We start from the raw sequence: 23229 nt of genomic DNA, 5'->3' as shown, positions 1-23229 counted from the left end.
CCCGGCTGCAAGATCCCCCCGAGCCACCCGATCGTTCGCGCGGGAAATTTATCCCGGGTCCCCGAGCCCGGCCACCCCGGGCGCCCCGTCGGAGTCGGCAAGGAGCTCACCGAGACGCGCCTTCATGTCCATGAGCTCGTCGCGGCGGTCATGGAGCTCGGTGGCGAGGACCCGCCCCTTTTCCTCGAGGATCTCCTGGCGGCGGAGGTGGCGCCCAGCATACTCCCGGGCGACTCGCGCCGTCTCCAGATCGTCGATCCGGACGGCCAGCTCCTCCCGGCGGAGGCAAACTGCGGCCTCATTCGCTTCGGCGTGGGCCTCTTTCCGAACCTTCTCCAGATCGGATTCGAGCGAGCGGAGCCGCCCTTCGGCTCGGGAAAGCTCCCGAGAGAGCGTGCGGTGGATGCGGGCGAGCGCGCCTGGGGCCTCGTCGCGCCCCAGCTCTTCCCGGAAGTTCTCGACGGCCTGACGGAAGGCTTCCCGAAGAGCTTCGAACATGAAAGGTCGGCAGGTGGACTACGGCCGTGACCTCTTCAGTTCAGGAGGTGCTCGATCCTCTGAGCGAAGGAGTTCCGCGCCCGATGGAGGCGGCTCTTGACCGTACCGAGGTTCACGCCCGTGATCTCGGAGATCTCCTCGTAGCTCTTCCCCTCCAGCTCACGGAGCCGGAAGACGAGGCGGTGGTGCTCGGGAAGTTTTTCCACCGTGTCTTCGACGATGCGCTGGAGAAAGCGCTTGCGGTAGAGGTCGTCGGGGCGCATGCTCGCGTCCTCGAACTGGAGCGGGCGATGGTCGTCGTCCCAGTTGTTCGTGAGCTTCTGGAAAAGGACGAGCGGGCTGCGGGAGCGGTTCCGGAGCTCGTTTTTCGAAAGATTGCTCGCAATCGTGTAGATCCAGGTCGAGAACTTCTTGCTCGTGTCGAAGCGGTGCAGGTGGCGGGTAACCCGGATGAACGCCTCCTGGACGAGATCCTGTGCGCGATCCGAATCGCCTGTTTTGCGGGTGATGAAATGGACGAGTCGGTCCCGATAACGATCGAAGAGCTCCTGAAAGGCCCCGGGACGGCCGTCCAGATGGGCTGTGACCAGCTCCTCATCGCTCAACTCGTCGAGTCCGCGGTGCGCGGCCGCGGCGTCGGGGTGAGGGGCTTCGTGCCGGTCTGTAGAGAGCTCGGACATGTCCGTGGGAATTCCTCGTGGGGGTGAATGCGACCGCGGCGTGGGAGGGGACAAAAAAGGGCACCGTACCGTCCGCACGGGCCCTTTGAGTGTCGTTTGCCCCGGAGAAAGGGGAATCGTGCATCCACGCGACGATCAAGAACAAATATGGGGCGAATCGGCCCGATTTTCAAGGTGAGCGCCGGCACCATGAGAAAGCGACGGCGGGCTTCCCACGAGCCCGGGCCGGGCTCACCGGGGTCCGTGTTCGGGACATCAGGGCGATGTCAAGTCGTTGCCGTCGCCCCCCGGCGGGACCAGATTCCACCGACCGCGATCGCCACTCCTCCGTCCGGATCATGGCAGCAGAGCTCAGATCTACCTCGGCAACCGAGTCGAACTCCACCGTCGTCTCCGACCTTATGAAATCGCGCGGACGCCGTGTGCACGCCCGGGTGGCGCTCGCCCTCCTGGAAGCCCTGCGCGATCACGATCGCCCGGGAGAAGTGCTCGACGACGAGAATGTGACCGAGACCCTTCCGCGGCGCTTCGGGCTCTCGGGGGTCGTCCGCTCGCAGATCTACCGTTACCAGCAGGAAGCGAAGCGCGGACGCAGGATTCCCGAGGCGGAGGTGACCGATCTGATCCGGCTTGTCACGCGCCGCCCCGACTCGGACGAGGTGTTTCAGGAAGTGGGGCGCTCCCTGACGGCGGTTGACGGAGCTCCCGCATGGCGGCGTATTCTGCCCCCGAAAATGGTGCTCGGGCTGGCGCGGCGGCGCACACAGGCCCGCCTCCGCGCTCTGTTCGGAGGGGCTCTCGTGAAGTCCGCGGGCCCTTCGTTTCGGCTCGAGGCCGTGCATGACGTGCTTTTGGAGGGGGACCCGGGAGGCGGGGCATGTGCGCTCGTCACCGGGTTTTCCCAGGCCGTGCTCGAGGCGTACGAAAAGGTCCAGGCCAGGGTGACGCATCCCGAATGCCGGGCCCGGGGCCACCTCCGTTGCCTCTGGTCGATCGAGGAAGGGACACTCTCGAACGAGGCTCGACGGGTGCCGGCGCCATCATGCCCGGACCCCAACTAGCGGATTGGGTGGGGATCCCGTGGCAGAGCCGATGGAGGGAGACCTCGCACCCGACTTCGAGCTCCCGGCGGACGACGGCGGGAGGGTTCGGATTTCCGAATTCCGGGGACGGCGCGTCGTCCTCTACTTCTATCCAAAGGACGATACCCCCGGGTGTACGAAAGAAGCGTGCGACTTCCGGGATGCCCTACCGGGGCTGTCGAACGAGGGGGTCTCCGTCCTCGGCGTCTCCCCCGATCCGGTCCCGTCTCACGCGGACTTTCGAGATAAGCTCGGACTCAACTTTCCGCTCCTGGCGGACGAGGATCATTCCGTCGCGGAAGACTACGGCGTCTGGAGGGAGAAGATGATGTACGGCAACACTTACTGGGGAGTCGAGCGGAGCACTTTTTTCATCGACGAATCCGGAATCGTGCGGAAGGTGTGGCGGCGAGTGGATCCTGAAGGACACGCGAACGAGGTCGTCGCCGCGATCCGGGCGGGTACGCCATGACCTGGCTCCCCTGGGTCCTCGTCGCGCTCCTCGTCGTGGTGGTGATCATCCTCCTCACACGGGGAGGCGACGGGCGACTCGGGCGCGCCGTGGAGCGCCTCGTGCGGGAGGCGGAAGGTGCCGGCGTTTCGGCAGCCGCTCAGGCGGAAGACCCGCCGGAGGTCGCGAAGCTCCGTGCGGCGATCTCCCGCGGTGCGGGACGACCTTCCGAGGCCGGCGACCCGGACGCAGCAATCCGCGGGCTGTTTCGCTACCTCGAGGAGGCGGTCCTCGCACCCCTCCAGGCTGCGCGCGCGAGGCCGGAGGGCGGAGCCCGCCTGGACGACGCGACGAATGCGCTCGAGGATCTCGCTTTTTTCGCGAAGGACCGGAAAGGCGAGGTGCCCGGCACGGAGAATCTGGGAGCCATCGTGCAGGCGGTGACGCGGGAGTTTGCGCTCGACACTGGAGTCCCGGTGAAATTCAGTGCCCCCGCCGAGGTCCTCGCCGCCCACGTCGCGCCGGAGGCGTTCAAGGACGCGCTCTACCTCCTTCTCGCCAATGCGGGTCGCTTCGGGAAGGGGAGCACCGTGGAAGTCGTCGCGGAGTCGGCGGGAGACCGGGTCAAGCTCTTCGTGCGGGATCGAGGGCCCGGATTCACCCCCGACGCCCTCTACCGCGCCTTCGAGCCGTTCTGGACCACGGATCGCGACGCGCTGGGTCTGGGCCTCACCCATGCCCGAAAGGTCCTCGCCAAGCAGGACGCGACCCTGACCCTCAGGAATCGCGAAGGGGGGGGTGCGGAGGTGGAGATTCTCCTTCGGCGAGTTGGGGGGACGAGGTAAGGGTCCCGGCCGCGACCGTTCCCTTCTCCCCCCGGGACTCGCCCCGAACCAGCTCTTCGATCTCTCCAATCCGGGCCTCGCCGTCCTGCTCCCCGATCTCGAGGAGAATGCGGAGGTATTCGGGCTGAAAGAGAAGGAAAGAGAGGAGGTCGGGGCTCTTCGTCTGACGCGTTCCCAGCCCGCGGACAAGGAAGCGGAAGGTCCGGGGAAGCCCCAACTCGAAGTCACCGGCCAGCCGCCCGAGGTCCCTGGAAGGGCGAAGGGTCAGGAGCCGCACCACCTGCAGGTCCCCCCTCGCCTCGGGCTCCATGCGGCGGAGGAGGTCGTTCATCAACTCGACCCGCCACGCGTCCTGGTCGAGGAGGTCGAGGAAAACGGAGTTCATTAACGAGCCGATGACCTGTGCCGGCGGCGGATATTGGTGGATCGCGGGATCTTCTTCTTCGCGCGGGAGCCGCCGGAATCGCGTCGAGATCGCGAGGATGCGCTTCGCTCCGAGATGGAGAGCCGGTGAAAGAGGAGCGGAGAGGCGGATCCCGCCGTCTCCGTACCACTCGTTCCCGATCTGGACCGCCGGAAAAAAAAGGGGGAGGGCCGCGGAGGCCATGACGTGATCCACCCCGATCTCGGAGAGCTTTCCCCGGCGCTGGGGGCGAAGCCATTCGCACGCCGCGCTTCCCTGCACCCAGGTCACCGACTGTCCGGTCGAATAAGACGACGTGCTGATGGCGACGGCCCGGAGGCGACCCGCGCGGGCCTTTTCGTCGATTCCCGGAATACGGCCTTCGGTCACTCCCAGTGCCGTCTCGAGAAAGGTGCGGAGGGGCGCGGTGTCCACGAGCCCACGGACCTTCGGCGGGCCGCCGAGCCCTCCCGAGACGAGCTGCATTCCCCACCGCATCACGTTCCAACTGAGCCGACCCGGGGAGATGCGGAAGACCTGCTCCATCGTCAGCGACTCCCAGAGCTTGGCGAGGTCCTCGACTGCCTCGCGGAAGGTCCCGGAGTGGGCGGCGAGGTGGGCGGCATTGATGGCCCCCGCGCTGACGCCGGTGATGATGGGGACCTCGAGATCGGGCACGGCCCGGGCGAGTGCTCGAAGAAACCCAACCTGGTAGGCGGCGCGTGCGCCCCCGCCTCCCATCACGAGCCCCAGCGGGCCAGGCTCCGGGTCTGTCCCGCCCGTGAGCGCTCCCGTCTGCGCCATCCGCCGTCCCGCTAAAAGACCGTGGAGGTGAGGACCCCCCGGCCGATCGCCCTGACCCCTCCCCAAATGAGCACCCCCGCGATCGTCACGGCGATCAGGTGGGGGAGTGCGGTTCGCGCCTCGGGCGGCCGGCGGCGCATGACGGAGACGGGGACCTGGGCCGTCACCGCCGCGAAGAACATCATGAAGATGTGGCCGATCAGCGCCGAATAAAATTCTCCCGAGACGATCATGATGAAGCCGAGGAGGACCTGGAGGTGCAGGAGCCCGGCGAAGGACGCGCCTGTCGCCCGGAGACCCCGGTCGTACGGGCGGCGCGTCAGTACCGCGAAGAGAGAGTAAGCGAAAGCCACGACTCCCGCGATGAGGATCAGGTATCTAAGGCCCGAGTGCGCGTGGAGCAGTCCGGTGAGCATGGGTTTCCCTGTGCAAGTGTGCGCGAGGCGCGGGAGCGGGTGGACAAGCCCCGCGCGGGGGACCGGTCCGGACCGGGAAAGGGAAGGATACCGCGCGGCGCGCCTTGCTGCACCCCCTGAAGCTCCGGTAGGATCCGCCGATGAACGTCCCCTCTTCCCGCCTTGGAACCCCATTTGGGCGCGACAATCCCGGGGTCGTCCTCAGGATCGAGCTGGACTCGCCTCCTGCTCCGTCCGACGCCCTGAAACGGCTCGCGGGGCTTCCCGGGCGGGTCCTCCTCGAAAGCGCCGGAGAAGAGGGGACCTTTTCTTTCGTCGCGGCCGACCCGATCGCCGTGCTCCGGTCCTCCGGAGGGAGGACACGGGTCGCGGGGACGGGGGCGATGGAGGATGCTGAGCCCCTCGCCGACCCCTTCGCGGGTCTGGACTTCCTCCTTGCCCGCTGGCACATGCCGCCGCCCTCGGACGGCGTTTCCTTCGCCGGCGGCGTCATCGGGTTCCTCGGCTACGAGGCGGGGGACTATCTGGAACACCTCCCTCCCTCCCGTCCGAACGACCTCGGAATCCCCGATGCCTGGTTCGGCGTTTACGACTCGGCGGTCGTATGGGATCGGAACCGGGGGTCGTGCGCGGCCGTCGCGTCCGTCCTTCCCGGTCGGACGAAGGAAGAGACCGTCGCGCGGCTCGAGCGGCTCGCGGAGCGAGTAAGAGTGCCGGGGGCCGCCTCGCGCTCGATGGAGGGCTCGAAGTCGAGGGCGCCCTCTCCGGTCGCGCCCGGGACCTCTTCCCTCGAGCGGGATGCCTTCCTGGCCGGCGTCGAGAGGATTCGGGAATACATTCGCGCCGGGGACCTCTTCCAGGCGAATCTGACGCGGCGGCTCACGGTCCAGACCGCGATGTCCGGAACGGAGCTTTACGGGGCGATGGTGGAGGCGAGCCCTGCCCCTTACGCGGCCTACCTGGATTGCGGAGACGCGGAAGTGGCTTCGATTTCCCCGGAGCTCTTCCTTTCGCTTCGAGGCCGCGGCATTGCGACCTCGCCGATCAAGGGGACGCGCCCGCGCGGGAGAACCACCGAGGAAGACGAGGTCCTTCGGCGCGACCTCGCAGGGAGCGACAAGGACCGCGCCGAAAACGTGATGATCGTGGATCTCCTCCGAAACGACCTCTCTCGCGTTTCGCTCCCGGGTTCGATCGCCGTCTCCCGGCTCGCCACCGTGGAGACGCACCCGACCGTGCACCATCTCGTCTCCACCGTGACCGGCCGTCTCGGACCCGACAAGACGATCATGGACCTGCTTCGAGCGACATTCCCCGGAGGGAGTGTCACCGGCGCCCCGAAAATCCGCGCGATGGAAATCCTTCGCGAGTTGGAACCGGTGCGACGAGGAGTGTACACCGGCGCACTGGGGATCCTCGGATTCCACGGTGATGCGGAGCTCTCGGTGGCGATCCGGACGGCGGTGCTGCGCGACGGCCGGGCGCACTATGGGACGGGGGGTGGGATCACCCTCGCTTCGAATCCGGAAGCCGAGTGGGCGGAAACGGAGGACAAGGCGCGGGCCTTCCTTCAGGCGATCTCCCCCGGATGGGGATGAGACGGTGATCCTCCTGCTCGACAATTACGACTCCTTCGTGTTCAACGTCGCGCGTTCCTTCCGGGAGCTCGGCGCGGAGGTCGAAGTCGTGCGGAGCGATGCGCTCACCGTGGCGGAGGCGGTGGCCCGTGTCCCGTCGCGCGTCGTGCTTTCGCCCGGGCCCTGCACCCCCGCGGAGGCTGGGATCAGCGTGGAGCTCGTGCGCGTTTTGGAGGGCCGGGTGCCCATCCTCGGAATCTGCCTCGGTCACCAGGCGGTCGCCGCGGCGTACGGGGCGTCACTCGTTCCCGCTTTGGATCCGGCGCACGGGAGAGCCGCGGAGATCTTCCACGCGGGGGAGGGAATCCTGGCCGGTCTCCCTTCGCCTTTTCCCGCTGGACTCTACCACTCCCTCGCGGTCCGCGCCGGCGATCTCCCGGACACCTTCTCCGTCGCGGCCCGGACCCGCGCCGGCGAAATCATGGCCCTGCGGCATCGAACCCATCCAGTGTGGGGCGTACAATTCCACCCCGAGTCGGTGCTCACTCCCGTCGGTCAGACGATCTTCGAGAACTTCCTCGCGTTGGGCTCGCCGGAGGGAGCGGGCGCGGCCCGCCGCCGCGAGGAGAGTACCTCCGCCGGTGGCGGGTCGTGAGCGCCTTCGACCCGGAGGTCGTCCCGGCGGACGATCGCGGACTCCTCCTCGGCGACGGGCTCTTCGAGACAGTGCGCATTTACAGGGGACACCCGTTTCGTCTCGAGTCCCATCTCCGCCGCCTCGATGCCTCGGCTGCGGCGCTCGGTTTTCCCATGCCGGACTCGCTCCGGGAGCGGGTGGCCGCCGGGATCGCCGCCTTCGACGGACCCGATGGGGCGCTCCGTATCACGCTGACGCGTGGGGCGGGCGTCGGGCTCGCCCCGCCGCCGGAGCCACGGTCACGCCTCTTCATTTCAGTGCGCGCGATCGGGCCGGAGGTGGCCGGCGCCGCCGCGGGAGTCCGCGCGCGCCTCTTCGGCCGCCTCGACGAACACGCCCTCACGAGCGGGCACAAAGCGATCGGTTACCTGGAGCGGATTCAGGCCCTTCGCCTCGCGAAGGGCCTGGGCGCCGACGAAGCGCTCCTCCGCAACGCCCGAGGCCTGATCGTCGAGGGGTCGGCCTCGAACCTCTTCGCGGTGCGGGGCACGACATTCGTCGCGCCGGGGCTAGAGGCGGGCGCGCTCCCGGGGATCACCCGGGGTGTCCTCCTGGAAGTGGCTCGGGGTGCCGGACTCACGGTGGAAGAACGGGGGATTCATCCCGAAGAGCTCGTGGAGCTCTCGGAAATCCTCCTCTCCTCTTCGCTACGCGAAGTGGTCCCCGTCATCGAAGTGGAGGGAGCGAGGGTCGGGGAGGGGCGACCCGGGCCGACCTTCACCCTCCTCTCACGCATGTTTCGCGAAGTCGTGCGAAAAGAGATCGGCCGCTAGCCGGCGCCTCCGGACAACGCGCCGCGCACGACCTCCCTGACACTGTCGTCCATTTGCTCCGCAGAGAGCATCCAGCGTAGGTAGTCGGGCTCGCTCAGAGCGACTTCGGCAATCGGACGGCCCTTGTGTTTTCCTCGCCGAAAGACGAACCCGCGGTCGGCCGTCCGCTGGAACCACTGGTCCACCTCGGTCTCGAAGGGGCGCACTTCGTCACAGTACCGATCCAATCCTTCCAGGTCCCGCGGGATGTGCGGATAACGCTCGAGTTGGGCTGCCAGCACTGCGGCTGTCGCGCGGATATCCGCGAGTGCGGAGTGGGCTTCCTCCAGCTCTCGATGGAGGTAGAAACGCACCGCTGCCGAGAGGTCGCGCGGTTCCTCGCGGTGAAAGATCATCTGGACGTCGAGCAGTCTCCGCCCTTCCACGTCGAAGGGAACGCCGGCTCGCCGGAACTCGGCGAGGAGGATGGGAAGGTCGAAGCGGCGGATGTTGAAACCGGCGAGGTCGCACGGCTCCAGGAGCTCGGACAAGCTCCGCGCACGGGCGGGGAAGGGCGTTTCGTGCGCGACGTCGGCGTCGGTGATCCCGTGCACCGCGGTCGCTTCCGGGGGGATCGGCATCTCCGGGTTGAAGCGGCGGACCTTTTCAAATACGTCGCCGTTCGGCGAAAGCCGGATGACCGCGAGCTCGATGATCCGGTCGGTCCCGATTCGGAGTCCGGTCGTCTCCAGATCGAGGAAGACGAGCGGACGCTCGAGGGGGAATGGAAAGGGCAGGGAGTCCGGCATGGCGGCGTGGTGAGGGTGCGGGTATCCTGGCGTGGACCTGGGCCAACCGAGGCGAAACCTTGGGGGGCGTCCGGCGCCACGCAATGGGAGGAGGCGAACGAATGAAGGTGGTCGAGATCCGCGAGCCGGGGGGGCCCGAAGTCCTGCGCCTCGCCGAGCGTCCACTTCCACCCGTCCTGGGGGACCGGGTCCGGGCCCGGGTGCGCAGTTCCGGCATCAACCGCGCCGATCTCCTCCAACGGATGGGACGTTATCCCGCCCCTCCAGGCGAACCGCAGGACATCCCGGGACTCGAGTTCGCCGGGATCGTCGAGGAAGTCGGGCCGGAGTGCCTCCTCCGCCGGGTGGGAGATCCCGTCATGGGGATCCTGGGCGGGTCCGGGTACGCGGAAGCCGTGGTTGTCCCCGAACGCGCGACCGTTCGTGTCCCCGATGGGATGGACCTCACGCGCGCCGGAGCGATTCCCGAGGTCTTTTTCACGGCGTGGGACGCCCTGGTCCTCCAGGGGGGGCTCCAGGCCGGAGAAACGGTGCTCATCCACGCCGTCGGAAGCGGCGTGGGGACCGCAGCGCTCCAGCTCTGCCGCGCGTTCGGCGCCCGGACCATCGGGACCTCCCGCACCGCGGACAAGGTGGACCGGGCGCTGGCCCTCGGCCTCGATCTCGGCGTCGTCGCGGGGGAGGGAAGCGACTGGGCCGCCGAGGTGCGGGAGCTCGCCGGGGAAGGCGGAGTGGACCTCATCCTCGACCTGGTGGGTGCGCCATACATCGAGGGAAATCTCGACGCGCTCGCGACGGGGGGTCGCTGGATCGTCGTGGGCGTTCCGGGGGGAATGAAGGGAACGATGGACCTGCGGAAGCTCATGAGGAAGCGGGCACTCCTCCGGGGGACGGTCCTTCGCGCGCGCCCCGTCGAGGAGAAGATCCGCCTCGCGCGTGAGTTCGAACGCACGATCGTCCCCCTCTTCGAACGGGGACTCTTGCGCCCAGTCGTAGATCAGGTGTACCCCGCGGCGGAGGCGGCGGAGGCCCATCGCCGGATGGAAGCGAACGAAAGCTTCGGGAAGCTCCTCCTCGACTGGGACGAGCGCTGACACCCCTGCCGGCAAAGCGTCGCTCCGGTCAGGGAAGTCTCATTCCACTCCGAGCGCTTCCCGTACGATTCGCTCCTGTTGGAGCCGGTGGTTCCTGTTTTTCCCTTCCGCGGGGCTGGCCCGCTCGGGGCGCGAAACGTGCCGGAGCGCGACGTCCCGCGGGATCCCGCCCCTGAGTCTCGGTCCGATGTAGGCGAGAGCGCCCATATTGCGCGGTTCCTCCTGGACCCAGACGACCTCTTCGAGCTTCGGATACAAGCCCACCAGGGCGGTGAGACCCATGGCCGGGAAAGGGTAGAGCCCTTCGATCCGTCCCACCGCGACCTGACGGAGCTCCGCGCGCCCCTCCACCCCGACCAGGTCGTAGTAAATCTTTCCCGAGCAGAGGATCAGGCGAGTCACTTCTTTCGGGTCTCCCGGAGGGGATTCCTCGGGAAGGATCGTGCGGAAGGAGGAGCGGGTGAGCTCGGCGACGGACGACACCGCACGCGGGTGCCGAAGGAGGCTCTTCGGGGTCAGGATGACGAGGGGGCGCATCGGGATTCCGAGCGCCTGGCGCCGGACGAGATGAAAGTACTGAGCCGGTGTCGTCGGGTACGCCACCCGGATGTTCTCTTCGGCGGCCAGCTGGAGGAAACGCTCCAACCGCGCGGAGGAGTGCTCCGGGCCCTGCCCTTCGTAACCGTGAGGGAGGAGGAGTGTGAGGCGCGATTGTTGACCCCATTTCGCGCGTCCCGATGCGATGAACTGGTCAACGATCACTTGCGCCGCATTCACGAAGTCGCCGAACTGTGCTTCCCAGAGCACGAAGGTCTCGGGCGCCGCCACGGAGGCGCCGTATTCGAAGCCGAGCGCCGCCGCCTCGGAAAGCGGGGAATTGTAGATCTCGAAGCGACCCTCGCCGAACTCGGCGAGGGGAGTGACCTCCGCGCCGGTTTCCACGTCGTGGAGGACGAGATGCCGCTGGGAAAAGGTCCCACGCTCCGTATCCTGGCCCGTCAGGCGGATCGCGACGTTCTCGCTCAGGATGGATCCGAGCGCGAGCGCCTCCGCGTGCGCCCAATCCACCGCCCTGTCCGCGGCGAAGTCGGAGCGACGATGCTCGAGTTGTCGCTTGAGCTTCGGATGGAGGGTGAACTCGCCGGGGACGGCGACCGTGCCGGCGTTCACCTGCACGAGGTGCTCCAGCGGAACCGCGGTCTCCGGGGGCTCCGGCTCCGCTTCCGCCGGTGTGGCGGGAAGTGTATGTGCTCTGCTCTCCTCTGCTTCCACCTCTTCCTGCGCCGCGCGCAGCCGGTGAGCCACGGCGTCCTCGATCTCTTCGGCCTCGGCGGAGGAAAGCGTCTCATCCGACACGAGGCGGGATGCCCATTGCGTGCGGACGGTCGGGTGGTCGGCGATGCGGGCGTAGAGGAGGGGCTGGGTGTAGGACGGCTCGTCTCCCTCGTTGTGCCCATACCGCCGGTATCCCACGAGGTCGATGACCACGTCGTCGTGGAATTTTTCGCGGAACGCGATCGCCAGGCGGACCGAGGCGAGGCATGCCTCGGGATCGTCCGCGTTCACGTGGAGGACCGGAAGGTCGTAACCCTTCGCGAGATCCGAGGCGTAACGCGTCGAGCGCCCGTCTTCGGGGTTGGTCGTGAACCCCACCTGGTTGTTGACGATGATATGAACGGTGCCTCCGACCGTGTAGCCGCGGAGCCGCGCAAGGTTGAGCGACTCGGCGACGATCCCTTCCGCCGCGAACGCGGCATCGCCGTGAATGAGGATGGGCACCACGGCCGAAGCTTCCAGCCGGGCGCCGCGTCCGGGCCCCGCGAATTGGAGGGCCCGGGCCATCCCCATGACGACCGGGTTCACGAACTCGAGGTGGCTCGGGTTCGGCGCAAGGGACACCGCGATCTTCGATCCGTCGCGGAGCTCGTATTCGCCTCCCGCGCCGTGGTGGTATTTCACGTCCCCGGTCCCGGTCGGAACGTGGGATGGGGCGGCCTCGGCCCGCGCCGTTTCCTCGAACTCGCGGAGGATGGAGGTGTCCGAGACCCCGACGATGTGATGAAGGACGTTCAGGCGTCCACGATGCGCCATCCCGAGCACGACCCGGCGGCCGCCGGATGCGGCGGCGCGTTCGATCGCGAGGTCGAGCATCGGAAGGAGCATGTCATTCCCTTCGATCGAGAAGCGCTTCTGTCCGAGGTAGGCGCGGTGGAGAAAGCGTTCGAACCCCTCCACTTGGGAGAGTCTGTGCAGGAGCGCGAGTCGCGCTTCCTGCCCGAGGGGCTGAGCGTGCCGCCCCGATTCCACCTCCTTCCAGAGCCAACGCACCTTGGCCGGATCCTCCAGATGCTCGAACTGGAATCCGATCGAGCCGCAGTAGATCTCGCGGAGTCGTTGCAGGGCCTGCGAGAGCGGTTCGTCCCCGCCCTCTTCCAGCACGAGCGAGGTCGGGATCGCGGCGAGATCCTCCATCGAGGTTCCGAAAAACGCGGGGTCGAGCTGGGGGTGTCCCGGGGGCTCCGAACCGAGCGGATCCAGCCGAGCCAGTTGATGGCCGTGGTTCCGGAAGGCCTGGATGAGGAAGGCCGCGCGGGCGATCCGAGGAAGGAGGCGCCGGCGATCGGCCCCTTCTTCTTCGAGACGCGGCTCGGGCCGGCGAACCGGCGGAGCCTCGGGGGAGGGGATCGCGCTCGGCGGCGGTTCCACCGGGGAGGACGGCAGTGCGGCCGATGGCGGAGCGCTCCCGAGTCCATTGTCGCGAAGGGCGTCCGGCGTGATCAGCCCGTCGGCGATCAGCTCCTCGATCCTGCCGGAGAAGATCTCCTTCCACTCCTCCGGTACGGAGTCGGGATTTCGTGCATACCGCTCGTAGAGGTCCTGCGCGTACCCGGCGTTGTATCCGTCGAAGAGCTTCGAAATGGACATCGTTCCGGCTTCGGGTCTTCCGATGGCCTAGCGGACGGTGATTTTCGCGGCAGGGGGCGGGATACAGTGCACGGTCCTTAAGGTATCGCATTTCTCGCACGACGGGAGAACCCGAGTTGCGGGACTTTCCCGAACCGCTGGCGCCGGACAACTTGGGGTGTCGGCACCCACCCCCATCCTGACGAGGAACCGGCGATATGCCTCAGTGGCTCGCCTGGATCGTCCTTTTTTTGACGATCGCTACGTTGGGGCTTCTCCTTCCGATGGCGCTCCATCGAAGCTTTCTCCTGCTTCTCGCGCGCCGGGAGCGGCCGGAACGCGAGCGCTGGAAGGGGCCTCTCCCCCGAGTGACTGTCCAGCTCCCCGTGTACAACGAGGCCGGCGTCATCGAGCGCCTCGTAGACGCCGCCGCCTCCCTGGACTATCCGAAAGATCTCCTCGACATCCAGCTCCTCGACGACTCCACCGATGAGACGACGGAGCTCGGGCGGCGGCGTGCAGAGTTCTGGCGGGAACGGGGCGTGCGAATCGAGCAGCTCCGGCGCGGTTCGCGGATCGGGTTCAAGGCGGGGGCGCTCGCGCACGGGCTCGAGCGTGCCCGAGGAGAGTTCATCCTCATCCTCGATGCGGACTTCGTTCCGGGGCCCGACCTGATCCACAGGCTTCTCGGACCCCTCGACGACCCCGGGGTCGGGATGGTGCAGGCCCGCTGGGATCACCTGAATGAAGACCGCTCCCCGCTGACACGATGCCAGGCGCTCCTCCTCGACGCGCACTTCTTCTTCGAGCAGGGGGGGCGCTGGGCTGGTGGGCGCTTCATGAGCTTCAACGGCACGGCCGGGATGTGGCGCCGCGCGGCACTCGAGGAGGCAGGTGGCTGGTCGTGCGATACGCTCACCGAGGATCTGGACGCGAGCTACCGGGCACAGATGAAGGGGTGGCGCTTCGTCTTTCGGCCGGCGATCGGCGTTCCGGCCGAACTCCCGGAGGAAGTCCGGGCGCTCGAGGTGCAGCAGAAGCGGTGGTCCCAGGGGGGGATCGAGACCGGGCGGAAACTCCTCCCCGTGCTCCTTCGTGGGCCCTGGCCCTTCGCGGTGAAGATCGAGGCGGTCTTCCACCTCTTCGGGCATCTCGCTCATCCGCTCACGCTGCTCTTCGCCCTCCTCCTCCTCCCCTCTTCGCTCGCCTGGGAGGCACTCGCCCTCGATCCGGCCCTTCCCCTCGATCTTTTGGTCTTCGCGGGGGCAACCCTCTCCTTCCTCGTCTTCTACTGCGCGGCTGGGCGCCGCCGGGAGCGCCCCTGGATCACCCTGGTTCCGACCGCCCTCCTCACGATGGCGCTCGGGATCGGCCTGACCGCCACCGTGTCCGGCGCGGTGTTTCGGGGAATCCGCGGACGGGGAGGAGACCCCTTCCACCGCACACCCAAGCGGGGGACCGGCACGAAGCGGTACTCGAACCCGTCGCGCGGCGCCGATCTCGCTGCCAAGCTGATCCTCACGGCCTGGATGAGCGCCTCGGCGGTCGTGGCGCTCCGTGCGGGACTCTACATGGCGCTTCCCTTCATCCTCCTCTTCGGCCTGGGATACGGGTGGCTGGCGTTCGGCGAGCTCCGGGACCGAGTCCGGCACCTCGCGTCGCCGGAGCGGACGCGTCCCGAATCGGTCCGGGGCGAATTGAGCACCGTTGCGTCCCCCTGATCCGGGACCGGTCGCGCGCCGGGGCGGGTCCCGAAACGACGGAGTCGCGGCGCTCATTCCGGCGCTGAACGAAGAAGAGGCCCTCCCCGGAGTCCTCGCTTCACTTCGTGCCCTCGGGATCGGGCGAATCGTCGTCGTGGACAACGGCTCGACGGATGGGACGGCCCGCGTGGCAAGAGAAGGAGGCGCGGAAGTCGTCCTCGAGCCTCGCCGCGGGTACGGAGCGGCATGCCTTGCGGGGATGTGTCATCTCGCCTTGCGACCCCCCGAGGTCCTCGTCTTCCTCGACGGCGACCAGAGCGACGATCCCGCTGCCCTCGACCGCCTCCTCGCGCCCATCCGATCCGGAAAGGCGGACCTCGTCGTGGGAATCCGGACGGCACCTCCCTCGGGCGGGGCGAGCGCCGTTCCCCTCCACGCTCGGATGGGGAACAGGCTCGTCCTCCTGGGGATGCGCCTGCTCCACGGCGTACGGGCTAGAGATCTCGGACCCTTCCGCGCGATTCGTCACTCCGCCCTCGTTCGGCTCGGGATGGACGATCGAGACTGGGGTTGGACGGTGCAGATGCAGCTCCGGGCCCATCACCTCGGGATTCGCGTTTGCGAGGTCGAGGTGCCTCACCGCCCTCGTGCCGCCGGGCGCTCGAAGGTCTCCGGGAGCCTCTCAGGGTCTTTTCGAGCGGGGAAGAAGATGCTCTTCACCCTCATCGCGGAGCGTCGCCGCGCGGGGAGCGGAGGGAACTGAGGAAGGCGAGGACCGGCTCCACCGACCTCTCAGGATCTTCCTCCGGGGGGAGATGGCCGATTCCCGGAAGGAGGACGAGCTCGGCATCGGGCAGCTCACGCGCGAGCCGCTCTGCGTGCGCAACGGGAACAACCGGATCCTCGGCTCCCCAGATCAGAAGGGTGGGGAGGTCGACCTCAGGAACCCGGCGCGCCAGCGCGGCGCCCGCTTCGAGGTCCAGCTGGCCGGCCCCGCGTACCAACGCCCGCCGGCGCGCCAGGCTTCGAAGCGGCTCGCGGTATCCTTCGACCTGCTCCGCATTGACGCTCTCTTTTTTTCGCACGATCCCTCGGATCCCGAGTCGCAGGAGGGGTCGCGGGGGCGGTGCAACCAGGAATAGCCAGCGAAGCCCCGGGATTCTCGCCAGGGAGATGTAGGGCGGAAGGCGCTGGGGGTACACGGCGCCGCTCACGAGGACGAGGGCGCGCGGCGCGGCGCTCGATCCTGCGTCTCGAAGGAGGAGCGTGGCGAGAAGTGCGACGCCGGCTCCGAGGGAGTGCCCGATCATGACCGGGGCCGGTCCGCCCAGGTCCCTCACGAGTGCCGCCACGCGCGATGCCTGCGCGGCCGGGGAATAGTCCGCGGCCGGAGGGGCGGGAGAGAGCCCCGCGCCGAGAAGATCCAACGTGTGCGTCCGGTGGCGGGATTCGAGCCAGGGCCTCCAGTGGCGCCAGAAATGACCGTGCGCCCCGAAGCCGTGCACGAGAACGAGGGGGGGATCTCCTTTTCCCCGCGTGACCACATGGAGCGCCGGGTCGGGTGGGGCCACACGCGCCGCGCCCAATTCCCCTCCGGCGCCGTCCGCGTTCACGGGGCCGGGAGCTCGATCACGCGGCCCCCCGCGCGCGCGACCTCCCCCGCGAGGTGGGGATGGCAGGTGAAGAGGAAGATCTGGCGGCTCCGAGAGAGCTCGACGAGCAGATCCAGGACGCGCTGGCGCCTCTCGGGATCCCAGTTCACCAAGATCTCGTCGAGAAGGAGGGGGAGGGTCTCCTTCCCTTCGTCCAGATGGTCCACGATGGCGAGGCGAAGCGCGAGGTAGACCTGTTCGCGCGTTCCGGTCGAGAGGGGGGACTCCACCGGCGTCGGGTGGGGAAGGTGATTCGCGTGCAGGTGGAGAGCGTTCGGATCGTCTCCTCTTCCCGTGAGAATGCGCGCGTACCGCCCTCCCGTGATCCGTGCGAGGTGGCGCTCGGCACGGCGGAGGAGCTCCGGCTGGTGGGTTTCGCGGAAGGTCGCTTCGGCCCTCTCGAGAAGCCGTGCCAGGACGAAGAGGCGATCCCGCTCCCGTTCGGCGGTACGCATCTGCTCGCGGACCTCTTCGATGTGGCTGTCCACGAGATCCACTGTCTCGTCCTTCGCGTCGTGCGCGGCATCCCGGCGAAAGGCCGTCTGCTCGTCACGTGCCCGCTGCATCCGCGAATCGATTTCTTCGACCTCGGCTTCCGCCCCGGCGAGCCGTTCCGGGACCTCGACCCACACCTCTCCGTCGCGCTCGGCCTCCTGGATCTTGTCGCGCAATACCTCGATCTCGCCGGCGTCTCCCTCCAGCTCTTCGCGCGCCCGGTCCACCTTTTCCATCTCGATGATCCGCGCGGCGACCCGTTCCGCCCCGTCGGCATCGGCGCTTCCGCCGGCCCGCCGGAGCGCCGCCAGGAAGGCCTGGAGCTCCGCCTCGGCCCGCACTTCCCTGGGGCGACCCCGCTCCGAGCGCTCTCGGAAAAGTCCCGCGAGCCGCTCGAGATCGGAGACGAGCCGACGTCCCTGGAGCTCCCGTGCCGACGTGCTCAGGGAGAGCGGCTCGAGTAGCTCGCGAACTCCTTTCTCCCGTTCATCGCGCGCGCGCTGGGCGCTCGGGAGGCGGCTCTGGAGATTGCGCACTTCGGCTTCGTGCGCTTCGCGGAGCCCGACCCGCCGAGCCCTCAGTTCGAGCGCGCGTGCGATGAGTGCGGTCGAAACGATCAGGAAAACCCCTCCCGCGATTCCGAAAATTGGGTCTCGGAGGGCGAGCGCGGCCGTCAGGATGCCGAGCGCCAGGGCGCCGAGGAGGAAGCCGATCTTCGGGATCGCTTCCGGCGGCTGCGGGGCCCGGCCCGAAAGCTCCTCGAGTCGCTCCTCGAGAGCGCGTATCCGCCCCGTTTCATCCTCGAGCCCCGCGATCCTTTCGTCGAGGAGCGTGAGAGGGACCGCTGCCACTCGCTGTCCGAAGGTGGCCAGTTCTTCGTCGTCCGCGGGAAGTGCGTCGAAGAGCGGCTGCCCGGCCTCCCGCAGCCGGCCGTCCATGGCCTCGCGCTCTTCCGCGCGGCGCCTCTCCGCTTCCGCCCGATCGTGGAGCTCCCGGAGCCGAGCCGCGGGGTCTCGCGGGAGCTCCCGGAGCCCCTCGATCGGACCGAGCGGCGCTTCCATCCGGTCCAAGCGCTCCAGCCGCACCCGGAGGGGGACGAGCGTCCGGAGTCGCTCGACACGGGCTGCCGCCGCGACCTTCTCCCTGCGCAGCTCGTCGAGGGTTCGATCGAGTGCGAGAGCCCGACCGAGCGCCTCTCGCTGGCGTCGGTCGCGCTTCAGGGCGTCGTCGCGCCGACTCCGAAGCTCCTTCATCTCGGCTTCGAGCTCCCGGTGACGCGAATTCCCCTTTCTCGTCGGCCGCCAGAGACTCGCTGCCCGCGCGTTCAGCTCCTCCGCGACCTCGCGGGGCGCGCGCAAGTCGTCGCTCCCCATTCCGACGATGAGGTGGTCCCGCACGGCGTCCCAGGGCTCGCGCTCGACTCCGGCCAGATCGGCGAGCCCGATCGCGTACACCTGCGAATAGATCGCCGAGCTCACATGACTGGCGCAGGGGAGGCTGCGATTGTCGAGCGGATCGGTGGCCCCGCCGCGGACCAGGTGCCCTCTCGGCGTGCTCAGAAGCCGGCGCTGAACCTCCCACTCTTCGCCGCTGTCGAGGGCGATCGTCCCCCCGATCTCGATGTCGCCGCCCTTCCACGGCGTGAAGGGATTCTGATCGCGCGTTGCGGGATAGATCCCATGGATCAGCGAAGTGAGGACCCGATGAAAGGTCGACTTCCCCGCTTCGTTTGGCCCGAGGACGATCACGAGGCCGGGAAGGGGCGACCCGGCACCGGGCTCGAACTCCGAGAGCGGTCCGAACCGAGTGACCGCGACGCGTACGAATCTCACCGGTCCGCGGAGCGCAGGAGGGCGTCGAGAAGTAGGGCGTCCCCGGAGGCGAGGAGCTCGCGGAGGTAGTCGTCGAGCTGGAGCGCGTCCACCTGTGTCGCCAACAGGTCCCTGGAGAGTCCCAGAGCCTCGGCGGGGGACGCGCCCGACGACGACGCCAGGTCGCGCACGAGACGGAGCGTCTCACCGAGCACGTCGTCCCGCCGCACGTAATCTTCGACGCGCTCGAGCGACCGGACGCCACTCGAACGAACTTCCGCGTCGAGGAGTCCGACGGTGGACACGAGGGCGTCTCTGAGTTCTGCGAGCGTCTCTCCGGTCGCGAGCTGGCGGTGGAGCGGGGATGGACCCTCGAGCTCGATGCGGGCGATCCAGCGTGTCCCCGGGCGCCCGGCGTCGTTCTGGCGCGCCGCGCGCCACTCCCGCTCCAGCCGCCGCGCGAGGGCGGGCACGTGTCCTTCCCCCTCGAAGTCCTTCACGCGGAGCGTCTCCCAACGCACGGGGCCGAGCTCGATGAAGTCCACACGCGGCGACTCTTTGCGGGAAAGGTCCACGAGGAGAGCACCCTTCGCGCCCGTTTCCCGGGGGTTTCGGCCCTGCGGATTTCCCGGATAGTGAGTCGGGGGGTCGTCGGAGAGCGTCTGACGAAGGTGTACGTGCCCCAAGGCCCAGTAGTCGTATCCCGCGGTGCTCAGGTGGGCGAGATCGGAGGGGGCGTACGGTTCGTGTCCTTCCCCCCCTGCGGAACCCCTCACCTGGGTGTGGAGCAGGGCGACGTGCGGGGGACCCCGGTGAGGGAGGGGAAAACGCCGCGACAGGTCATCGGTGACATGCGCTGAAGCGTGGCCCACCCCGGTTACGAGCCCGACCGGCTCTCCCTCGCGTAGGATCTCGACGGTGACCGGCTCGGGTCCCTGGATCAGGCTGACATTATCGGGCCACCGAACCAGGGACGCCGGGCCGGCGGCGCCGCCCGGGTCATGATTCCCCGTCGCGTAAACAACCTGGATCCCGGACGTGCGGAGACGACTCAGCGTCTCATGGAGAAAATGTTCCGTCTCGACGGTGAGCCGTTCCCCGTCGAAGAGATCCCCCGCGATCAGAAGGGCGTCCACCCGCTCCCGGACCGCGGTTTCGACCGCACCCTCGAACGCCGCGCGCGAAGCCTTTCTCAGCTCCGCGGCGATCTCACGCGAACGGCTGGCGAAGGCGGTATCGAGATGGACGTCCGCGAGGTGCAAGAATCGCATGAAACCCACCCGGCCGCGACCCGCGCCCCCGGCGCGGAGAAAACTGAACTAGGGTCGCGAAGAAGCTATGCCCGAGCGGCCTTCACCGCATCGTCCACATACTGATCCACGTTCGCGAGAACCTTGACCAGATTGCGGCGATCCTCCGCTGCCGTCAGATCCTCGGCGAACCGGAGGAACACGGCGCGAAGTCCGTCGCGTCCACTCTTAGCGGCGCTTCTTCCACGGCGTCGGGTCACTCCCGCGACTTTGCGGCGCGGACGGCCCCGCTTCCGCCTCCGCTTGATCTGAAGCGGATAGCGGGCATGGAACTGACGCAGCGAAAGTTTGCCTACCGCGGAGTCTATCGCCTTCGCCTTATCGAACAGGTCTTGCGTGGCGGCCTTCGGGTTCTTTCCCAGCTCGGTTTCCATCAGCGCGAGGATCTTTTCATCCTTCTTCGTCATTCTGGAATTACCTCCTGTGAGTTGTTTGAGGCCCTTCGACTATGACAGGGAGAGTCAATCAAAGAAAAAGTGATGCGGGTGTCAATTCGACGGAAATCCGATAATCGGGAAAGAGCGGTGATATTAGTGCTCGAAAGTGTATGGGTGCGCATGAATGCCCCGCTCAGCGCGTGCGAAGGACGGTCGCGCGAAGCGTCCCTGGCGGGAGGGAGCCGTTCGAAAGAAGATCCACCGTCGCGGTGACTCCGGGTTCCGCCGCGAAGCGGAGGTACGCGGCACCTCCGGGGACGAGTGTTCGATCGACCGCCACGCCAGAAGACATCGTCACGGAACGGATCGGATAACTTCCGGAGCCGAGTTGCCCATGAATCGAGGGCAGATCCCAGCTCAGATCGCGGTGCCTTTCGGCCAATCCGAAGACCCGGCCGTCCCCATAGATCGCGATGCGCCAGTCCGAAAGCCGGTCGAAGAGGACAGCGCTCCCTCCCAGGACTTCGACGAGATTGGCGAGGCCTCGTGTGCGGGAATCCACGAGGTCGAACAAAAACGCGGCGTCGTTCGGGGACCGGTCCGCGAGATAGCGGAGAAAGCTCCATGCCGCGCCACGCGACTCCAGGGTCAATGTGACGTCGTAGGGCCCTCGTGACTCGGGGCGCTCGAGGAAGTCGAAGAAGCGGAGGAAGTTGTTCCGCTGGTGCCGCTCGAGCGCGAGGGAGGCTCGAAACCCACCGAGGGTAAGCGCATTTCGCCCGATGTTCGTCCGCGGCGCGAGCCCGGATGCCCGAAAAAAGAGAAGCTCTTCAGCCACATGCGACAGTCCCTCGTTAAGCCAGGGTTCTTCGGCCCAGAACTCGCTCGAAAGCCGATTCACATGCAGGCGGCGGCCGGCGTTGATCAGATGCTGGTACTCGTGGATGATCGTCGCCGGGGTGGACTGATCCACCTCGGACCGGGACCGGACATTCCCATTGATCGTGCCGGATGGATCGGGGACGAGGAGATAGAGGATCTCGGCTTCGTTGGAATGCGTGCATTCGCCGAGGCGCCCATCCGCCGGCCGCTGTCGGGGAAAAAGATCCCGAGCGAAGAAAAACCCCGCGGTGAAGGAATTCGCATTGTGGAGCGTCAGTCGGTTGACTTCGCGCGTGAAGAGGAGAATCGTGCGGCCGTTTGCATCAATGTCGGTCGCGGGTCCGAAATGCGCCTCGGCCAGCGGAGCGAGGAGCGTGTCGAACTGCGCGGCATAACGCCGATAATCGGATGTGGTGAACCCGCCTCCGGGGTTCGCCACGTCCGCGACGACGATCGCCCGGGCCGACACGACCTCGACGCGAGCGGTCACATGAAGCGGGATCCCGCACGCGCCGTCGGATAGTCCCCCCGCGTTGGCCTGTGCGTTCAGGACGAGCATGTCTCCAACGAAGGGGACGGCCGCGGGAGCTGCGGGCGCGAGGTCGCCGGGAGACCGGGTCGCGCCAATGAGTCCGGACAGCTCGCGCACTTCGCGTTCCCTGAGTGCGATGTGAAAGGCGTCGTCGGGGGCGGACGGGGACCGGACTTCCTGGGTGGGGACGGGTGACGGCGAGCTCCTCGGGGCCACGGTCCCGTTCACTTCAGCGCCGACCGTTACGGCCGACGTCCCCGCGGCATGCATGGTCATCACGTAATCCAGCTGGCTCTCGTCGTCCCCGTGAACGCAGAAGAAACGTGCATGCGGCCCGATAAACTCGGCCGTCTCGCCGATTTGGAGGGTCGCGGTGTTGGATTCTTCGCAGGTCGTGGGAATGGCCTGGCCGTCAGGGCCGAGGCCGGGGTCGGTGGGAGCCGAGTCACACCCTGCGAGGGTCAGGGTGAGGGCGGCGATGGATCCGAAGGTGGATCGGCGCATCAAGCCACCGGACACGGGAAGCCGGGATGAAGGGTGAGGCGCGCGGCGAAACGGTGAGAATTCTGACGCAGGCCGTGCGCGAGAAGTGAAACCCGATCTGAAGGAGAGAGGTTCCTGCGCACGTAGAGTATTCGCACCACGGCACCGAGATGGCACCGTGGACGCGTGGGGCGCATCTTTGAGCGCGGCATCGGGCGAGGTCGGATTCTTCCTGCGGAGGGTGGCGATCGTGAACGGACCTGGAGGAGGGAGTCCAAGCGGGGCCGTTTATCCGGCTGCAGTCGAGGTTGTTCCCATGACGGAAAGACGGAATCGCCTCACCACGGCGTTCCGAATCATCCTCGCCATCCCCCATCTCATCCTGGTGGGGGGACCCCTCGGCGCGGCGCTCTCGTGGTCGGCGTCCCAGCCCGGCGAGGACGGTAGTGCCAGCGCGGGCGGCGGCGGCGGCGGACTCATCGGTCTGGCGGCGACGGTGGCGGCGGTGATTTCGTGGTTCGCGATCGTCTTTACCGGAAAACAACCCGAAGGGCTTCGCGGTTTCTGCGAGTTTTATATTCGGTGGCGCGTGCGCGCCGTCGCGTACACGACCCTTCTCCGAGACGAGTATCCCCCGTTCGGGGAGGGCGACTATCCCGCGGAGTTCGAAGTCGACCTTCCGACCCTCCCACGGAATCGCCTGACTGTCGGTTTCCGGCTCCTCCTGGCGATTCCGCACATCCTGGCGGTTTGGTTTCTCGGAATCGGTTGGTTCTTTACCTCGATCGCGGCCTGGTTCGCGATCCTTTTCACGGGCAACTACCCCCGGGGCATCTACGACTACGGGGTGGGCGTGCTTCGGTGGAATTCGAGACTCGAGGGGTACCTGCTCCTCCTCTACGACGACTATCCGCCCTTCTTCCTGCGGTAGTTACGGATGCGAACCGGGTCACATTTTTTGGGATCGTTCCA

At 67.5% G+C, this 23229-nt stretch carries 21 protein-coding genes; 10 read left to right on the top strand and 11 right to left on the bottom strand.

Annotated features, from left to right (window positions below):
* Window positions 1-48 precede the first annotated feature (48 nt).
* Both WEG36_15100 and WEG36_15095 read right to left on the bottom strand, forming a co-directional pair.
* Window positions 49-498 (bottom strand): hypothetical protein, encoded by a 450-nt coding sequence (locus WEG36_15100; GenBank protein MEX1258922.1) that lies wholly within the window; start codon window positions 496-498, stop codon window positions 49-51.
* Between the two features lie 35 nt (window positions 499-533).
* Complete coding sequence (locus tag WEG36_15095; GenBank protein ID MEX1258921.1) at window positions 534-1178, bottom strand: sigma-70 family RNA polymerase sigma factor; 645 nt, start codon at window positions 1176-1178, stop codon at window positions 534-536.
* A gap of 422 nt (window positions 1179-1600) precedes the next feature.
* Between WEG36_15095 and WEG36_15090 the strand changes: the two genes are divergently transcribed.
* From WEG36_15090 to WEG36_15080, 3 genes are read left to right on the top strand one after another with little or no spacing between them, the layout of a single operon-like run.
* Entirely contained in the window at window positions 1601-2239 is a 639-nt protein-coding gene (locus WEG36_15090) for a hypothetical protein (protein ID MEX1258920.1), read from the top strand.
* 19 nt (window positions 2240-2258) lie between these two features.
* Window positions 2259-2732: a thioredoxin-dependent thiol peroxidase gene (gene bcp / locus WEG36_15085; protein ID MEX1258919.1), complete on the top strand. Its 474-nt coding sequence runs from the start codon at window positions 2259-2261 to the stop codon at window positions 2730-2732.
* The gene (locus WEG36_15080; GenBank protein MEX1258918.1) at window positions 2729-3556 is read left to right on the top strand and encodes a HAMP domain-containing sensor histidine kinase; all 828 of its coding nucleotides are present in this window, start codon (window positions 2729-2731) and stop codon (window positions 3554-3556) included. Before bcp ends, WEG36_15080 begins: the two co-directional genes overlap by 4 nt.
* Here the strand turns inward: WEG36_15080 and WEG36_15075 are convergent.
* Together WEG36_15075 and WEG36_15070 are read right to left on the bottom strand one after the other, a co-directional pair.
* The gene (locus tag WEG36_15075; GenBank protein MEX1258917.1) at window positions 3489-4763 is read right to left on the bottom strand and encodes a patatin-like phospholipase family protein; all 1275 of its coding nucleotides are present in this window, start codon (window positions 4761-4763) and stop codon (window positions 3489-3491) included. The two genes, WEG36_15080 and WEG36_15075, sit on opposite strands and share 68 nt — an antisense overlap.
* Before the next feature lie 11 nt (window positions 4764-4774).
* Entirely contained in the window at window positions 4775-5179 is a 405-nt protein-coding gene (locus tag WEG36_15070) for a hypothetical protein (protein MEX1258916.1), read from the bottom strand.
* A gap of 140 nt (window positions 5180-5319) precedes the next feature.
* Here WEG36_15070 and pabB point away from each other — a divergent pair, with 140 nt between their 5' ends.
* From pabB to WEG36_15055, 3 genes are read left to right on the top strand one after another with little or no spacing between them, the layout of a single operon-like run.
* Entirely contained in the window at window positions 5320-6777 is a 1458-nt protein-coding gene (gene pabB, locus WEG36_15065) for an aminodeoxychorismate synthase component I (protein MEX1258915.1), read from the top strand.
* A gap of 4 nt (window positions 6778-6781) precedes the next feature.
* Window positions 6782-7411 carry an aminodeoxychorismate/anthranilate synthase component II gene (locus WEG36_15060; GenBank protein MEX1258914.1) on the top strand — a complete coding sequence of 210 codons (630 nt, stop codon included), beginning with the start codon at window positions 6782-6784 and terminating at the stop codon, window positions 7409-7411.
* Entirely contained in the window at window positions 7408-8226 is an 819-nt protein-coding gene (locus tag WEG36_15055) for an aminotransferase class IV (protein ID MEX1258913.1), read from the top strand. The genes WEG36_15060 and WEG36_15055 overlap by 4 nt, the downstream gene beginning before the upstream one ends.
* On the opposite strand, the gene WEG36_15050 is transcribed toward WEG36_15055, so the two are convergent.
* Window positions 8223-9014, bottom strand: a complete 792-nt coding sequence (locus tag WEG36_15050) for a 3'-5' exonuclease (protein MEX1258912.1) — start codon at window positions 9012-9014, stop codon at window positions 8223-8225. The two genes, WEG36_15055 and WEG36_15050, sit on opposite strands and share 4 nt — an antisense overlap.
* Before the next feature lie 101 nt (window positions 9015-9115).
* Here WEG36_15050 and WEG36_15045 point away from each other — a divergent pair, with 101 nt between their 5' ends.
* On the top strand, window positions 9116-10108 hold the full coding sequence (locus WEG36_15045; protein ID MEX1258911.1) for an NAD(P)H-quinone oxidoreductase: 993 nt from the start codon (window positions 9116-9118) through the stop codon (window positions 10106-10108).
* A 39-nt stretch (window positions 10109-10147) separates the two neighbouring features.
* Here WEG36_15045 and WEG36_15040 read toward each other — a convergent pair whose 3' ends face one another.
* Entirely contained in the window at window positions 10148-13033 is a 2886-nt protein-coding gene (locus WEG36_15040; GenBank protein ID MEX1258910.1) for a 2-oxoglutarate dehydrogenase E1 component, read from the bottom strand.
* Between the two features lie 197 nt (window positions 13034-13230).
* Between WEG36_15040 and WEG36_15035 the strand changes: the two genes are divergently transcribed.
* Together WEG36_15035 and WEG36_15030 are read left to right on the top strand one after the other, a co-directional pair.
* On the top strand, window positions 13231-14733 hold the full coding sequence (locus tag WEG36_15035) for a glycosyltransferase (protein ID MEX1258909.1): 1503 nt from the start codon (window positions 13231-13233) through the stop codon (window positions 14731-14733).
* Window positions 14720-15478 (top strand): glycosyltransferase family 2 protein, encoded by a 759-nt coding sequence (locus WEG36_15030; GenBank protein MEX1258908.1) that lies wholly within the window; start codon window positions 14720-14722, stop codon window positions 15476-15478. The genes WEG36_15035 and WEG36_15030 overlap by 14 nt, the downstream gene beginning before the upstream one ends.
* Here the strand turns inward: WEG36_15030 and WEG36_15025 are convergent.
* The 5 genes from WEG36_15025 to WEG36_15005 form a co-directional block, all read right to left on the bottom strand.
* On the bottom strand, window positions 15438-16328 hold the full coding sequence (locus tag WEG36_15025) for an alpha/beta hydrolase (protein MEX1258907.1): 891 nt from the start codon (window positions 16326-16328) through the stop codon (window positions 15438-15440). The genes WEG36_15030 and WEG36_15025 overlap by 41 nt on opposite strands.
* Window positions 16325-18694, bottom strand: a complete 2370-nt coding sequence (locus WEG36_15020) for an AAA family ATPase (protein ID MEX1258906.1) — start codon at window positions 18692-18694, stop codon at window positions 16325-16327. Before WEG36_15020 ends, WEG36_15025 begins: the two co-directional genes overlap by 4 nt.
* Window positions 18691-19944, bottom strand: a complete 1254-nt coding sequence (locus tag WEG36_15015) for an exonuclease SbcCD subunit D (GenBank protein MEX1258905.1) — start codon at window positions 19942-19944, stop codon at window positions 18691-18693. Before WEG36_15015 ends, WEG36_15020 begins: the two co-directional genes overlap by 4 nt.
* 65 nt (window positions 19945-20009) lie before the next feature.
* Window positions 20010-20390 carry a hypothetical protein gene (locus WEG36_15010; protein MEX1258904.1) on the bottom strand — a complete coding sequence of 127 codons (381 nt, stop codon included), beginning with the start codon at window positions 20388-20390 and terminating at the stop codon, window positions 20010-20012.
* Between the two features lie 163 nt (window positions 20391-20553).
* A complete protein-coding gene (locus tag WEG36_15005; protein MEX1258903.1) occupies window positions 20554-22278 on the bottom strand; it encodes a hypothetical protein in 1725 nt (574 codons plus the stop codon).
* A gap of 295 nt (window positions 22279-22573) precedes the next feature.
* On the opposite strand from WEG36_15005, the gene WEG36_15000 reads away from it, so the two are divergent.
* Window positions 22574-23188, top strand: a complete 615-nt coding sequence (locus WEG36_15000; protein ID MEX1258902.1) for a DUF4389 domain-containing protein — start codon at window positions 22574-22576, stop codon at window positions 23186-23188.
* Window positions 23189-23229: the final 41 nt, after the last annotated feature.

Source organism: Gemmatimonadota bacterium (genome assembly GCA_040882465.1).
Lineage (GTDB): Bacteria > Gemmatimonadota > Gemmatimonadetes > Longimicrobiales > Gaopeijiaceae > JBBEBG01.
This window is presented reverse-complemented; position numbering and strand designations above follow the sequence as displayed.

Bases quoted from the DNA above. Each gene is read 5' to 3' on its own strand.
- WEG36_15100 (MEX1258922.1), bottom strand. From the start codon at position 498: ATGTTCGAAGCTCTTCGGGAAGCCTTCCGTCAGGCCGTCGAGAACTTC.
- WEG36_15070 (MEX1258916.1), bottom strand. From the start codon at position 5,179: ATGCTCACCGGACTGCTCCACGCGCACTCGGGCCTTAGATACCTGATC.
- WEG36_15040 (MEX1258910.1), bottom strand. From the start codon at position 13,033: ATGTCCATTTCGAAGCTCTTCGACGGATACAACGCCGGGTACGCGCAG.
- WEG36_15050 (MEX1258912.1), bottom strand. From the start codon at position 9,014: ATGCCGGACTCCCTGCCCTTTCCATTCCCCCTCGAGCGTCCGCTCGTC.
- WEG36_15015 (MEX1258905.1), bottom strand. From the start codon at position 19,944: ATGCGATTCTTGCACCTCGCGGACGTCCATCTCGATACCGCCTTCGCC.
- WEG36_15035 (MEX1258909.1), top strand. From the start codon at position 13,231: ATGCCTCAGTGGCTCGCCTGGATCGTCCTTTTTTTGACGATCGCTACG.
- WEG36_15095 (MEX1258921.1), bottom strand. From the start codon at position 1,178: ATGTCCGAGCTCTCTACAGACCGGCACGAAGCCCCTCACCCCGACGCC.
- pabB (MEX1258915.1), top strand. From the start codon at position 5,320: ATGAACGTCCCCTCTTCCCGCCTTGGAACCCCATTTGGGCGCGACAAT.
- WEG36_15010 (MEX1258904.1), bottom strand. From the start codon at position 20,390: ATGACGAAGAAGGATGAAAAGATCCTCGCGCTGATGGAAACCGAGCTG.
- WEG36_15045 (MEX1258911.1), top strand. From the start codon at position 9,116: ATGAAGGTGGTCGAGATCCGCGAGCCGGGGGGGCCCGAAGTCCTGCGC.
- WEG36_15080 (MEX1258918.1), top strand. From the start codon at position 2,729: ATGACCTGGCTCCCCTGGGTCCTCGTCGCGCTCCTCGTCGTGGTGGTG.
- WEG36_15000 (MEX1258902.1), top strand. From the start codon at position 22,574: ATGACGGAAAGACGGAATCGCCTCACCACGGCGTTCCGAATCATCCTC.
- WEG36_15075 (MEX1258917.1), bottom strand. From the start codon at position 4,763: ATGGCGCAGACGGGAGCGCTCACGGGCGGGACAGACCCGGAGCCTGGC.
- WEG36_15005 (MEX1258903.1), bottom strand. From the start codon at position 22,278: ATGCGCCGATCCACCTTCGGATCCATCGCCGCCCTCACCCTGACCCTC.